The sequence below is a fragment of the Nocardiopsis mangrovi genome, from assembly GCF_042653925.1.
Lineage (GTDB): Bacteria > Actinomycetota > Actinomycetes > Streptosporangiales > Streptosporangiaceae > Nocardiopsis_B > Nocardiopsis_B mangrovi.
Genome location: NZ_JBHSFQ010000019.1, coordinates 110,693 through 124,458 on the forward strand (window position 1 = coordinate 110,693; position 13,766 = coordinate 124,458).

11 protein-coding genes and 1 pseudogene are annotated in these 13,766 nt (G+C 72.2%); 6 read left to right on the forward strand and 6 right to left on the reverse strand.

Features of this window, described 5'->3' with window-relative positions; translation table 11 throughout:
• Positions 1-79: 79 nt before the first annotated feature.
• Entirely contained in the window at positions 80-1,945 is a 1,866-nt protein-coding gene (locus tag ACFO4E_RS19115) for a bifunctional metallophosphatase/5'-nucleotidase (RefSeq protein WP_378576702.1), read from the reverse strand.
• 359 nt (positions 1,946-2,304) lie between these two features.
• On the opposite strand from ACFO4E_RS19115, the gene ACFO4E_RS19120 reads away from it, so the two are divergent.
• The 4 genes from ACFO4E_RS19120 to speB all read left to right on the forward strand — a co-directional run bounded on the left by ACFO4E_RS19120 (position 2,305) and on the right by speB (position 7,704).
• A complete protein-coding gene (locus ACFO4E_RS19120) occupies positions 2,305-3,282 on the forward strand; it encodes a polyphosphate polymerase domain-containing protein (protein ID WP_378576704.1) in 978 nt (325 codons plus the stop codon).
• Between the two features lie 114 nt (positions 3,283-3,396).
• Entirely contained in the window at positions 3,397-4,083 is a 687-nt protein-coding gene (locus ACFO4E_RS19125; RefSeq protein WP_378576706.1) for a DUF4956 domain-containing protein, read from the forward strand.
• Positions 4,084-4,087: 4 nt separating this feature from the next.
• Positions 4,088-5,833: a CotH kinase family protein gene (locus ACFO4E_RS19130; RefSeq protein ID WP_378576707.1), complete on the forward strand. Its 1,746-nt coding sequence runs from the start codon at positions 4,088-4,090 to the stop codon at positions 5,831-5,833.
• 923 nt (positions 5,834-6,756) lie between these two features.
• Complete coding sequence (gene speB, locus ACFO4E_RS19135; RefSeq protein ID WP_378576709.1) at positions 6,757-7,704, forward strand: agmatinase; 948 nt, start codon at positions 6,757-6,759, stop codon at positions 7,702-7,704.
• A 126-nt stretch (positions 7,705-7,830) separates the two neighbouring features.
• Here the strand turns inward: speB and ACFO4E_RS19140 are convergent, their stop codons facing one another.
• Both ACFO4E_RS19140 and ACFO4E_RS19145 read right to left on the reverse strand, forming a co-directional pair.
• Positions 7,831-8,832: a bile acid:sodium symporter family protein gene (locus ACFO4E_RS19140; RefSeq protein WP_378576711.1), complete on the reverse strand. Its 1,002-nt coding sequence runs from the start codon at positions 8,830-8,832 to the stop codon at positions 7,831-7,833.
• 582 nt (positions 8,833-9,414) lie between these two features.
• Positions 9,415-10,434, reverse strand: a complete 1,020-nt coding sequence (locus ACFO4E_RS19145; protein WP_378576713.1) for an aldo/keto reductase — start codon at positions 10,432-10,434, stop codon at positions 9,415-9,417.
• Between the two features lie 363 nt (positions 10,435-10,797).
• On the opposite strand from ACFO4E_RS19145, the gene ACFO4E_RS19150 reads away from it, so the two are divergent.
• Complete coding sequence (locus ACFO4E_RS19150) at positions 10,798-11,646, forward strand: helix-turn-helix transcriptional regulator (RefSeq protein WP_378576715.1); 849 nt, start codon at positions 10,798-10,800, stop codon at positions 11,644-11,646.
• Between the two features lie 109 nt (positions 11,647-11,755).
• Here ACFO4E_RS19150 and ACFO4E_RS19155 read toward each other — a convergent pair whose 3' ends face one another.
• The 3 genes from ACFO4E_RS19155 to ACFO4E_RS19165 all read right to left on the reverse strand — a co-directional run bounded on the left by ACFO4E_RS19155 (position 11,756) and on the right by ACFO4E_RS19165 (position 13,366).
• Positions 11,756-12,103 (reverse strand): winged helix-turn-helix domain-containing protein, encoded by a 348-nt coding sequence (locus ACFO4E_RS19155; RefSeq protein ID WP_378576717.1) that lies wholly within the window; start codon positions 12,101-12,103, stop codon positions 11,756-11,758.
• Complete coding sequence (locus ACFO4E_RS19160) at positions 12,100-12,543, reverse strand: hypothetical protein (RefSeq protein ID WP_378576718.1); 444 nt, start codon at positions 12,541-12,543, stop codon at positions 12,100-12,102. Before ACFO4E_RS19160 ends, ACFO4E_RS19155 begins: the two co-directional genes overlap by 4 nt.
• Positions 12,544-12,730: 187 nt before the next feature.
• The gene (locus ACFO4E_RS19165; RefSeq protein WP_378576720.1) at positions 12,731-13,366 is read right to left on the reverse strand and encodes an alpha-ketoglutarate-dependent dioxygenase AlkB; all 636 of its coding nucleotides are present in this window, start codon (positions 13,364-13,366) and stop codon (positions 12,731-12,733) included.
• Positions 13,367-13,615: 249 nt separating this feature from the next.
• Between ACFO4E_RS19165 and ACFO4E_RS19170 the strand changes: the two are divergent.
• Positions 13,616-13,766, forward strand: a pseudogene (locus tag ACFO4E_RS19170) (IS481 family transposase); the annotation flags it as partial.

The following is a 13,766-nucleotide window of genomic DNA, read 5'->3' on the forward strand; positions in this document are numbered from 1 at the left end:
AACCAGGAGGCGGTCCGGAACACGCAGCGGGGCGCGGCCGTCCGGCCGCGCCCCACTGCGGGCGATGTGCGCGCCCCGGTCAGCCGGTGCGGGTGATGCGCCCCGCGCCGCCCTCGGGGTAGTCGGCCGCGGTCACGGTGCCGCCGAGGTCGTCGGTGAGGTAGTCCAGCAGCGCCTGCTGGTAGGTGACCCCCACGGAGGTGAACGGCAGCCCGCGGAACGGGTACTGGTCGCCGCCGCGCGCCGAGAAGTCGTTGGTGGCCACGGAGATCCCCGCACCCTCCACCACCTGGCCGTCGGACACGATGACCGTGCCGTCGTCCAGGACGACCTCGCGCACGCGCTCGCCCGGCGTCTGCACCACGCCCGCGTCGTCGACCACCTGGGCGGTGCGCGCAGGGTCGTACTCGAACGAGAACCCGGCCACCTGGGCGAAGCGGCCGTCGGCGGCCGGCGCCGCCGACACCGCGTTCTCCAGGACCTCCTTCACCTGGGCGCGCGGAACGTCGGGCACCACCGCAACGAAGTTGGAGAACGGCGCGACCGAGTAGGTGTCCAGCTCGCTCACGCCGCCCGCGGGCAGCAGCGAGTTGTTCCGGATACCGCCGCTGTTCTGCAACGCGATGTCGGGGGCGGCCACACCGTACTGGTCGGCGGCGTCCCGGCCCGCGTCCAGCAGCGCGTCGGAGAGCAGGTCGCCGAGGTTGGTCTCCTCGGTGCGCACGCCCGGGTCGCGCCGGCCCTCAAGGGCGACCTCGCTCTCGGCCACCACGTTGTCGGCCATGGCTTCGACATAGGTCTGGACGGGCTCGACGACGTCGCTCTGCACATCGGGGTCGGCCTCGACGGCGTCCTCGCCCGTGCCCGAGACCCGGACCAGGCCCGAGCGCTCGGGAACGGAGACGACCCCGCCGTCGCGGTCGAAGTTGACCACGATCCGGCCCACGTACTTGTAGTCGCCCGCGGTGGTCACGATGGGGACGTCCGCACCGTCGGCGTCGGGTACCCACAGCGGATAGCGGTAGGGCTCGCCGGTCTCGGGGTCGGTGGTGATGGTGTCGCCGGGGACCAGCGGGACGTCGTCGTCGGCCTGGAGTTCGTCGCCGCCCCCGGCGATGACCACGTCCACGTCGCGCAGCTCGGCGGCCAGCGCCCGGTCCTCGGGCAGCCCCTGGAGGTGCGACACCAGGACGATCTTGTCGATGCCGCGGCGGGTGAGCCGGTCGACCTCGTCCTGCACGGCGGCGCGCACGTCCTCGTCGACGACGACGTCGCGCGGGCTGGAGATCGACGCCAGCGCCGGGGTGGTCGCGCCGACCACCCCGATCCGCTCGCCGCGCTCGCGGATCACGGTGCTGGAGGCGATGCGGTCCTCGGCCGCCAGCTCGGCGAGGCCGGGTTCCGCGGAGACGTCGAGGTTGGCCGACAGGAACGGGGCGTCGCCGGGCACCCCGCCGATGAAGTCGGCGAAGGTGTCGGGGCCGAAGTCGAACTCGTGGTTGCCGATGGCCAGCGCGTCGTAGCCGATCGCCCCGACGGCGAGGGAGTCGTAGAAGGGGACGCCGCGGTCCAGGCTTGCCGCGAATTGCGGTCCGGCCAGGTAGTTGTCGCCGGAGGAGAGCGTGAGCACCCCGCGGCGGTGGGACTCGCCCCGCTCCGCGGCGGTGGGCGACGCCTCGGTCCGGCGCAGGTCGTCGACGAGCGTGGTGAAGCGCGCGACGCCCCCGTAGCCGGGGTCGGCGGGCGCGCCCAGCAGCTGGGACTCGCCGTCGTTGTTGTGCAGGATCGTGAGGGTGAAGTCGGTCGAGGGAGGCCGTCCGTGGCTCCCCTGGCCGCCGCTGGGGCCGGACTCGGCGGCGGTCGGTGCGGCGGCGACCCCCGAGAAGAGGACGGCGGTGGCCAGCAGGGCGCCGCCGCGCCGGGCGGCGGAGGAGTGTCTGCGCATCAGGTTGCGGATCCTGTCGGGGGAGCGGGGGAGGGGGAGCGTTCGGTATCAGGCGTCAGCCATCAGGCCGAGCGTACAGACGGTGGGCCAACGCCGGGTGTGGAATGGATAGCGATTGGGACACCAAGGCCCGGAGTGTTCCCGCATCGGCGGGCTTCCCCCTTTTCCGCTCCGGGCGTGTCCGACCGGGCGCCCGGGTCACCCGCCGGCTCTCGCGGAACTCTTACCCGGGGCCGCGCCGCGGGCGTGCGCTGCGGTTTCGGCGGGACTGCCAGGATTCTCCCAGGAAATTACGCGGTCCTTCACGCACCTTTCGGATTGTGTTTCCCCCGTTGACATCTCCGACGGAGGAATGCCGCGTGACAGCAGCACACACCGCACGAACACGGACGACGCACGGCGCGCCGGCGCCCGCGGGCCACGACGCCCATGGGGCGGGGGGAGGGGCAGGAGAAGGGGGCAGCGAAGGGGACGCGGGCGACCGGCTGCGGGCGCCGAGCAGACTGCACGCCTTCAACCGCTACGAACTCAAATACCTGCTCCCCGTTGAGCAGGTCCCCGACGTGCGCGCCGAACTCGCCGCCCGCATGCACACCGACCGCAACGCCGGAGCCGGCGGCTACGGCGTGTGGAGCCTCTACTACGACACCCGGGGCCTCCGGTTCTACTGGGAGAAGATCGAAGGGCTCAAGTTCCGCCGCAAGCTGCGCATCCGGCGCTACGGCGAGACCGGGTCCGGCACCGGGACCGGGGCCGGTGCAGGTGCCGACGCGGGTACCGGTGCCGAGGACACGACGGTATCCGTCGAGATCAAGCAGCGCGTGAACCGCGTGACGCAGAAGCGGCGCGTGCTCCTGCCCTACGACCTCGCCCGGGACCTGTGCGACCGGCGCATCCGCGTGGAGCACCCCAACGCCGACCAGGGCTTCGTCGACGAAGTCCTCGACCTGGTCCACCGCCTGGACCTGCGCGCCACCGCCATGACCGGCTACCGCCGGGAGCCCTATGTCGGGGTCGGATCCGACCTCGGGCTGCGCGTGACGCTGGACCACCGGGTCCGGGGCCGCGACCGGGACTTCGACCTGCGCGCGGACGCCGAGAACCGCTACATCATCCACCCCGGGCTGGTGGTCATGGAGGTCAAGGCCAACGAGCGCGCCCCCTACTGGGTGACCGACATGGCCGCCCGCTTCGGGATGCAGGTCCAGCGCATCTCCAAGTACTGCCAGAGCGTCGAGGCGTTCGGCAAGGCGCCCAGGTCCGTCTTCCACGTCGCCGAGGACGACCCCGTGGCGGACGCCCGCCCCTTGGGAACGGGGACGGTCCGCCCGGTCTGAGGACCGGCCCGTGCCCGCACCCCCGCCCGGCGCGGTCGGTGTCGATCCCGCCGATCACCCACCCGGCCCGCCGCCATCGACCAGCCACCCACACGAAAAGGCCCGAACCCCACCATGAACCTCGACTTCGGCATCACCGACCTCTCCGGCACCTTCAGTGTCATGGACGTGGTGCTATCGCTCTCGCTCGCCTTCCTGACCAGCATCGTCGTCGCCTGGACCTACCGGTCCACCCACCGCAACATCTCCTACAGCCAGAGCTACGTACACACCCTCGTCATCCTGGGGATGCTCATCGCCCTGATCATGCTGGTGGTCGGCTCCAACATCGCCCGAGCGTTCGCCCTGGTCGGCGCCCTGTCGGTGGTGCGCTTCCGCAACGCGATCAAGGAGACCCGCGACGTCGGCTTCATCTTCCTGGTCATGGGCGTGGGGATGGCCTGCGGCACCCGGTTCTACACCCTGGCGATCATCGCCACCGTCGTCATCTGCGTCGTCATCCTGCTCATGCACCGCTTCAACCTGTTCGCGCTCAACGTGCAGCGCCAGGTCGTCAAGGTCCAGGTGCCCGCGGATGAAGGCGACTACGGGCCCGCCATCGAGGACGTCCTCATCGCCGCCACCGACGAGTTCGAGCTCATCAGCACGGAATCGGTGCGCGGCGGATCCCTGCTCGAACTCGCCTACACGGCGCGCCTGAAGAAGGGCGTCAAGCCGGGCGAGCTGATCGCGCGGCTGCGCGACCTCAACGCCGGCCAGAAGGCGACCGTGCTCACCGGCTACGACCAGACGGACCTGTGATCGCATGGCCGACGGGAAGACGACGCGATCAGCCGCGAAGCGCGCCCGGCTGCGGCACCGCATCCCCGTGCGCCTGCGGCACCACTGGAAGACCGCCGCGGTCGCGGGTGCGGCGGTGCTGGCCGTGACCGCGGTCTTCGGGGAGGCGCGGGTCCGGCCCTACATCACCTCCGAACTGGTCTCCGACGACGCGGTGACGCAGAACATCGAGGGCACCGGCGACCTGTTCGGAGGCGGCGAGCACTCGATCGAGGTGACGTTCAACGAATCCGAGTACGCCGACATGATGTCGACCTTCGAGAACGAAGGCGAGAAGCAGTTCATCCGCGCCGACATCACCATCGACGGGACCACCGTCGACGACGTCGGTCTGCGGCTGAAGGGCAACTCCACCCTCATGAGCCTGCGCGGGGGTGCGGGTGTCCCGGGCGGCGGGATGCCCGTCCCCGGCGCAGCCGCCGGGGACACGGCCGGGGACACCGCCGAGGGTGGCGCGGCCGAGCAGGCGGCACCGCCCGAGGGAGAGGGCGCCGCGCCCCAGGCCCAGCAGCAAACGCAGCAAGACCCGCAGCAAGGGGAAGAGCAGCAGGGAGAAGGACAGGGCGGATCCGAACAGGACGGGGAGCAGCAGGAGGGCCCGATGGTCCGCATGGGACCGGGCGGTGTCACCCTGTCCGAGGACGAGCCCGAGATGCTTCCCTGGTTGATCAGCTTCAACGAATTCGTCGAAGGGCGTGCCTACCAGGGGCACACGGAGATCGCGTTGCGCCCGGCGACGTCGACGTCCGGCACCGCCCTCAACGAGGCGCTGGCGCTCGACCTCACCGCGGCCGGCGGGCAGACGACGCAGGACTACACGTTCACCTCCGTCGCCGTCAACGGAGGCGACTCCGTCTCCCGCATCCTGCTGGACGCGCCCGACGCGGCCTGGGCCGACGGGTACGGCGACGGCGTCCTCTACAAGGGCCGCGCCGGCGGCTCCTTCGACTACCTGGGCGACGACCCCACCGACTACGAGGAGGCGTTCCGCCAGGTCAACGCGGAGGGCGGCTACGACATGCAGCCGATCATGGACCTGCTCCGCTTCGTCGACGAGTCCGACGACGAGACCTTCGCGAGCGAGCTGGACTCCCACGTGGACGTGGACTCCTTCGCCCGCTACCTGGCCCTCCAGGACCTGATGTCCAACGGCGACGCGATGGACGGCCCCGGCAACAACTACTACCTCTGGTACGACACCGATGAGGGCCGGTTCACCGTCCTGTCGTGGGACCTGAACCTGTCGTTCACGAGCATGGAGCTTCCCGAGGGCATGGAGCTGCCGGAGGGTATGGAGATCCCCGAGGACGGGGCGGGCGGCCCGATGATGTTCGGGGGCGGGGAACCGCCCGAGGGCATGGAGCTTCCCGAGGGCATGGAGCCGCCCGGACAGATGCCGGGGCAGGGCGACGCGGCCGGCGGCGGCGTGGGGATGGGCGGCAGCGGGGCGCTCAAGGACAGGTTCCTGGAGAACGACGGCTTCCGCGAGCTCTACGAGCAGGCGTACGCCGACCTCTACGCCGACCTGGTCGAGAGCGGCACCGCGGACTCCCTGCTCGAATCCGCCGTCTCCCGGGCGGAGGCCGCGGGCGACGAGGGCGCCGCGGCCGCCGGAGAGGAGCTGGCGACCGCGATCGCCGACATCTCGCCGACACCGCCGGAGGAGGATGAGCAGCGCACGGGTCCTCAGGGCGGCGCCGACACCGAGTAGTCCCGGGGAGGTCGCGGTCGCACGCGATCATGTGCCCGGCGCGACCCTGTGGGGCAGCGCCGGGCAGCCGGCGTCTGGGTCGTACGTCCCGAGGCCGGGATCTGCCACCGTCCCGCAGCCGGTGGTGGCAGACGATGTCTCACGTGGTTGTGCGGACGGGGCTGTCCGGAGCCGCGGTGGGTCGCGGATGCGTCGTCGGCGTACTCGGGCGGAGCAGTGTTCCAGGTGTTCGTCGGACAGGTGCGTGGTCCTGTTCGGTGCCTCAGCCCGGGGTAAGTGGTAGGCGCCGGGCAGGAGTGCCTCGGCTGCTGTGGCGCACGGCTGGATGGGGGCCGCGTCGCCTTGGCCGTGCACGATCAGGGTCGGGACGGCGATGTCGGGGTAGCGGCTCGCTGATGTCGTGGTGCACATGGGCCTCGGCGTTCGCGGCGAGCGCGTACAGCGGCCACGTGGCGGCCTCCATCGCTATGCGCTCGGGCAGGCCCACGCTCGTGTAGAACCCCACGCGGGCCGAGGGGGTGGCGACGCCGTCGGTCAGGGCCCGCGCCGACCCGCCGAGCTCGCGCAGTCGGGTGCCGGAGAGGTACGTGCCGACGCAGACGATTCCGGCCACCCGTTCCGGGTGTGCCGAGGGAAATGTCGATGCGATGTCGCCTCCCACCACACTCCGGCCACCTCATCGGCGGGCGATGCCGGCGCCGGGCCGCCACGCGCGCCCGTCAGTGTTCCGGCCAGGCATGATCACCCCACCTGACCGGCCCGGATATGCTGCGCTTGGCCACGCAGCAGCCCCGGAGCAGGCATGCCCGGACCGGTGACCGCGACGCCGGCGCGGAGCCGGGCAACCGCACATCAGCCACACCCGGCCCCTCTGGGCGCCGGAACCTCAGTTCCAGACACCTACAACCCTAAGGACCCCGCACATGACCACCCCGATCGGCCCCACCGACTCCAGCCGGGTGCCGCGCTTCGCGGGCCCCGCCACCTTCGCGCGGCTGCCGCGGCTGGACCAGGTCGATCGAGCCGACATCGCGGTCGTCGGCGTCCCCTTCGACAGCGGGGTCTCCTACCGTCCCGGCGCCCGGTTCGGGCCCGCCGCCATCCGCGAGGCCAGCCGGCTGCTGCGCCCCTACCACCCGGCGCTCGACGTCTCCCCGTTCGCCGAACTCCAGGTCGTGGACGCCGGCGACATCGCGGTCAACCCCTACTCGATCGGCGACGCCGTCGAGACCATCGACGCGGCGGCGACCGAACTCACCGGGACCGGGACCCGCCTGGTCACACTGGGCGGAGACCACACCATCGCGCTGCCGCTGCTGCGCGCGCTGCACCGCCGCCACGGCCCGATCGCCATGCTGCACTTCGACGCCCACCTCGACACCTGGGACACCTACTTCGGCGAGCCCTACACCCACGGCACCCCGTTCCGGCGGGCCGTGGAGGAGGGCATCCTCGACACCGAGGCCATCGCGCACGTGGGCACGCGCGGGCCGCTGTACGGCAAGAAGGACCTGGAGGACGACCGCCGCTTCGGGTTCGGCATCGTCACCTCCGCCGACGTCATGCGCAAGGGGGTCGACGAGATCACCGACGCCCTGCGGCAGCGGATCGGCGGCCGCCCGCTCTACGTCTCCGTCGACATCGACGTGCTCGACCCCGCCCACGCGCCGGGCACAGGCACCCCGGAGGCCGGCGGGCTGACCAGCCGCGAACTCCTGGAGATCCTGCGCGGTCTGGCGGGTTGCCGCATCGTGGGCGCGGACGTGGTCGAGGTCGCCCCGGCCTACGACCACGCCCAGATCACGTCGACCGCGGCGTCGCACGTCGCCTACGACCTGGTCAGCGTCCTCGCGCTGAACGCCCGCCGCTGAACGGGCGGTCGGCCTGCCGTTTACCGCGGGGGTCGTCCCAACGCTGACGGGAGTGGGGTGACCGCCGCTGACCGCGGCGGTCACCTTGTAGCAAGGACGCGGCTCCGTGCCCCGGCTCCGGCCGAGTCACGGCGTCCCTGTCGACGGGCCGTCTCCTGCCGCTGGGCCTGAATCCGCACCGGCATCGGGGCCCGATTCGGCGGCGAGGGTGCGCCGCGCCCAGTACGTGGCGAGCAGCGCTCCCGAGAGGTTGTGCCACACGGAGAACAGCGCGGCCGGGAGAGCGGCGAGTGGGGCGAAGTGCCCGGCGGCCAGCGTGGCGGCCAAGCCGGAGTTCTGCATTCCCACCTCGACACTGACCGCCCGCCGGGCGGTCTCGGGCAGGCCGGTGAGCCGGGCGGCGCCGTAGCCCAGGGCCAGGCCCATCCCGTTGTGCAGGATGACGGCGAGCGCGACGATCGGCCCGGTGCTCAGGACCGATTCGGAGTTGGCACCCACCACGGCCGCCACCACCAGCACGATCCCGCCGACCGAGACGAGGGGCAGGAGCGGCAGCACCCGCTCCACGAGGCGCGTGGCGACCAGGCGGACGAGTAGACCGGCCAGCACCGGGCCCAGCACGACCTGGAGGATCGACACGACCAGCCCCGCGCCGTCCACCGGAAGGGTCGACCCGGCCAGCCACAGCACGAGCAGCGGGGTGAGTACGGGGGCGAGGAGGGTCGAGATCGACGTCATCGCCACCGACAGCGCCACGTCGCCGCGCGCGAGATAGACGATCACATTGGACGCGGTGCCGCCGGGCGCCGCGCCCACCAGGATCATGCCGACGGTCAGCAGCGCCGGCAGGTCCAGCGCCCAGGCCACCCCGAAGCCGAGCAGCGGCATGATCGTGTACTGGGCGGCGATACCGACCAGGACGGCGCGCGGGTGGGTCACGATGATCGCGAAGTCGGCCGGGCGCAGCGACAGCCCCATGCCGAACATGATCACGCCGAGCAGGAGCGGAACCGACGGCGAGAGCTGAGCGGCCTGATCGGGCACAACCAGCCCGGCCACCAGACCGATCAGAATCAGCGCGGCGAACCACCGTCCAGTGGCATCCGCGATCCGAGTCAGGAGCGCCATCGTGAAATCCTCAATTCCCTACCAGCGACCGTCCACGGCCGACTGCGCTCCAGAATGACACCCTCAAGATTTCCCCGCGATGTCGCCCCTGCCCAGAGGGTTGTTCCGAGGCGTCTGGGGGCGTCGAACGGCGGGCCGTGCGGACGATCGCGACACGTCCCCACCGAACTCAGGACAAGCCCGGGAGGCGGGGATTCCCACCTACAGCTAGCCTAGGGATCGGACCTCGACGCCGATTTCCGAACGGTATTCGGCCGCCGTAAAGCCCCAGGTCATTTAGTGTCCGCCCCGCACCCGCGGGGATGGCCCGATCTCACCAGGTGGTTCGGGAAGATGCTCGGTGTCCGCCCCGCACCCGCGGGGATGGCCCGAACACGGTTGCGTGCTTGTTGACGAACGCGAGGTCCGCCCCGCACCCGCGGGGAAGCCGTGTGGCCTCGCTGCTCCAGTGGATCGAGGCGATGAGGGTGCACCCGGCCGCAGCCGGGTGCACCCTTTCGGGGGTCTCGGGAGGCCGTCCTTCCGCCCGAGACGTGTGGGTCCGTTGGTCGGCGTGGCCGGTCGGGCGGCGCGGTCACGGAGTCACGGGGTGACCGGGCCCGTTCCGGCTCCCGTCGTTTGTAGGACGGTCGTGACCGTGGCGATGTCCTCAGTGGACAGGGTGATCCGATCGGCGTCCGACCAGCCGTCGACCTGTTCCGGGGTGCGGGCGCCGACGATGGTGGCGGTGACTCCTGGCCAGGCCAGGGCCCACGCGATCGCGGCCGACGCGACCGTCGTGCCGTGCCGCTCGGCGACGTCGCGCAGCGCCTCTGCGACCGCCAGGTTGCGGTCGAGGTGGTCCGTGAAGTCGGGGCTGTCGCGGCGCCAGTCGTCCTCCGCCAGAGTGGCGATCCGCTGGCGGGAGAACGTTCCGCCGAGCAGGCCGGACTGCATGGGCGAGTAGGCGATGACGGCCGTGCCGTGCTCGGCCGCCCACGCGATGTCGGGGGCCGCGGACCGGTTGATGGCGGAAAAGGCCGGCTGGACGGCGTCGACGTGGGCGATCGCCTCGGCCGCCGTCAGCAGCGCAGGGCCATGGTTCGACAGCCCGATGGCCCGCACCTTGCCCTCGGCCTTGAGGTCCGCCATCACCTGCCAGTACTCCTCGATCGGCGTCACCCGCTCGGCCGGGACGCCGGTCGTGGCGCGCGACTCGGCCCCGCCGTCGTCGGGCCAGTGCACCTGGTACAGGTCGATGGTCTCGACGCGGAGCCGGCGCAGGGACGCCTCCACTTCGCGGCGGACGCTGTCGGGCCGCATGATGCGCCGGGCCGGGGCCGACGGGTGCTCCTCGTCCCACACCAGCCCCGCCTTGGTGAAGACGTATGGGCGCTCGCTCGCGGGAAGCCCGGCCAATGCTCGGGCGAGGATCTCTTCGGCGTGGCCGAGTCCGTACACCGCCGCGGTGTCGATCCAGTTCACGCCGTTGCCGACCGCGCGGCGGATCGCGGCGACCGAGTCGGCGTCGTCGGTGGTACCCCAGGTGGAGTGCCAGCCGTCGCCGCCGATCGCCCACGTCCCGAACCCGAGCCTGCTGATCCGCATATCCGCGATGTTCATGCCGGATACTGTGCTCCGAGCCCGGTCTCCTACCCAGGGTGCGGCGTGTCCTAGGTCCGGTGGTACCAGGATCCGACTCGTCCGGGTACGCGCGTGGGCCCCGGCGGTCGCGCCCCGCTGCACACCCAGGGAGCCCGCTCGGTCGCCCGCCGACAGCGCCGTAATCAGTCACCCCGCCGACGATGTCCCCAGGCACGCGTTCCAGGCGCAGCGCCGAGCACTGTCCAGGACATCCGGCCGATCCACGCCACGCGCGCCGCCGAGCCCTGCCCAGCGCCCCCCACTCCGCGTTGTGCCTGGTCACGGCTTTCGCGGGGCGCGGCGTCGGCGGGGCGCATGATACTGAGGGGTATGCACAGCGGAATGGGCGATTTCCTCCGGTCGCGGCGCGCGCGGATCGGCCCCGGGGATGTCGGGCTGCCGACCTACGGCACCCGGCGGCGGGTCCCGGGACTTCGCCGTGAGGAGCTGGCGCACCTGGCCGGCGTGAGCGTCGACTACTACGTCCGGCTGGAGCAGGGCCGCACCGGCGGCGTGTCCGACGAGGTGCTGGAGGCCCTGGCGCGGGTGCTGCTGCTGGACGACGACGAGCGCAGCTATCTGTTCAGCCTGGCCAAGCCCGTTCGCCGGGCCCGGCCGTCGCGGCGGACGGTCACTCCGCACCTGCGCTTCCTGCTGGACACGATGCGGGCCAACCCCGCCTACGTCTTGGACCACCGCACCGACATCCTCGCCTGGAACCCCCTCGCCACGCGGCTGATCCTCGACTTCGGGGCCCTGCCTCCCGAGCGCCGCAACTGGGTGCGGCTCGCCTTCGAGGACCCGCGCGCCGAGGCCATCTTCCCGGACTGGGCGGGCAAGGCCAGCGAGACCGTCGCGCACCTGCGGATGCAGGCGGCCCTGCACCCCGGCGACGCGCGGCTCTCCGGTCTCGTGGCGGAGATGTCGCGGACGAGCGAGCGGTTCCGCGAGATGTGGGACGACCACAACGTGCGGGAGAGGAGCCGCGGCGCCATCCGCATCCGCAACGACGTCGTGGGGGAGGTGTCGCTGCACTTCCAGACGCTCAAGGTGGCCGGCGAGGCCGCTCAGTGGCTGGTGGCCTACGCCGCCGAGCCGGGGTCGGCGGCCGAGAAGGCGCTGCGCGCGCTGGCCGTCTGGTCACCGGACGACGACGGTCCCGCGCACGGCGGCGGGTCCGGCTCCGCGTAACCGGCGCGGGCGGGCGGGACGTCGACGGGGTTCCGGCCCGAAGACAGGCGCGGCCCCGGGGAGCCTCGGGCCGTGACACCGGCAGGTGTCCCGGCCCGGGACGGCGCGCTCACGCCGGTCCAGCGGCGCCCTCGCCGCCGTCGGGTACCGGGTCGGGAAGCGTGGCCCCCGACGCGATGTCGTGCAGTGCCCGGACGTGGCGGTCGAACGCGGCGCGTCCTTCGGGTGTCAGGGAGAGGTGGGTGCGCGGGCGCCGGCCGGCGAAGGACTTGCGTACGCGCACGTACCCGGCCTCCTCCAGCGTGGAGACCTGCTTGGACAGCGCGGAGTCGGAGATCTCGACGGTCTCGCGCACGAACTTGAACTCGGCGCTGTCGACCGCTGCCAGGGCGGCGACGATGGAGAGCCGCACCGGCGCGTGGATCACGCCGTCGAGCCGCGAGCGGGGATGGCTCATCGTGCCGCCGCGACGGCGGGGCGTCGCGCCGAGACGGCCGCCGCCACCAGCGGCGGAACGGCGGTGAGCAGCGCGCCGGGCACCCACCAGGCGAGGTCGCCCTTGAAGCCGCCGGTGCCCCCCATCAGCACGACCATGTAGATCGCGCCCCACGCGACCATCGAGCACAGGTGCAGTGCGGCGTACCGGCGCGGCGCGACCGGCCTGCGCAGGGCGTAGACGGTGAGCGCGCCGATGGCGGCCAGCGAGACGGCGGTGGCGCCGCCGATCACCCAGAGACTCGGGGCGAGGCCCACCGTGAGGGTGAGTCCGACCGATATCGCGGCGTAGGCGACCGAGAAGCCGGCGTACCACCGCCCGCCCCGCGCGGCGGTGCCGCCCGCGGCCTCGGCTGTCGCCAGGGCCTGCTGCGCCTGGTCCCGGTTCATCGCTGCGTTCATGGGGGTGCCTCGCTCTCGTCTCGGTGCTGTCCATGGTGGCAACTACTTTCCAAATTGGCAAGTTGATGCGAATGTGGAAAGTGGATGCTCGGAGACATGGCACCGCCGTCCCACAGCACGCGGTGGAACCCCCGTCCGGCCGACACGGGGGTGGCGGGCCCATGCGCGCCGCCCGGCGCGGGGCGCGTCAGCCGACCGCACCGGCCACGGTCCGCAGGGTCACCGATACCCGGCGGCCGCGCTGGACGCGGCCCGCCTGACCGGGGTCGCTCTTGCGGGCGGCGATGCCGTGCCGCCACTCATACCGGGCGGGACCGGACATGACGCACAGGCTGCCCGGCGTGAGGCGGACCGCGATCTTGGCACCGCCCGCGGGATCGGTGAAGTCCATGTCGCACGCCGACCCCAGCGAGACGGAGGCGACGACCGGGCCGAAGCAGGGGACGCAGTCGACGTGCGGGCCGATCCCCTGGCCGGGCAGGTACTCGTTGACGATCGCCTGGTCGGCTTCGGCGTCCATGACCCGCTCGTCGATCAGGCGCGTCGCCAGCGCCCGCACCGGGCCGGGCAGCGGAGGGGCGGCCGGGGCGGCGGGGTCGGCGGCCACGCCGCGCCGGCCGTAGTCGTAGCGGCGGCCGTAGTGCTGCACGCGCCGGCGCAGCTCGGTCGACCACTCCGCGGAGTCGATGCACTCCAGCAGGGCCGTGCATGCGCCGGGGCCGAGCCAGCCGGGGATGACGCGCAGGCCCGGGACGCCGCCGGTCTCCGCCCCGGCCCGACCGGGGGAGGGGTGGGTGAACAGGTATTCGGAGGATTCGGCCATGCGGCCGAAACTAGCGGCCGCCACTGTCACGGCCGCCGTTCCGGCACCGGCCATCGTGCCCACCCCCGCCCGCCCGGCCCCTTCCGCAGCCCCGGCCGCGGGGGCTTCCGGCGGGTCGTAGCGCGGTCCTAGGTGTACTGATCACAGAGGTTAGGTACAGCCCGGCGGCGATTTGACAGCAAGAGAGGGCCTCCGACATAGGTGTGGATTGTCGAAGATCAACACCTGTAGAAGGTCAGGAGGCCCTCCGTGGCCCACACTACCCACGCCAATGCCCGCCTCACACCCGCCGGGCGCCTGGCCTTGGCCCGCTGCGTGGTCGATGACGGCTGGCCGCTCCGACGCGCCGCCGACCGCTTCCAGACCAGCGTGAGCACCGCCAGGCGCTGGGCAGGCCGCT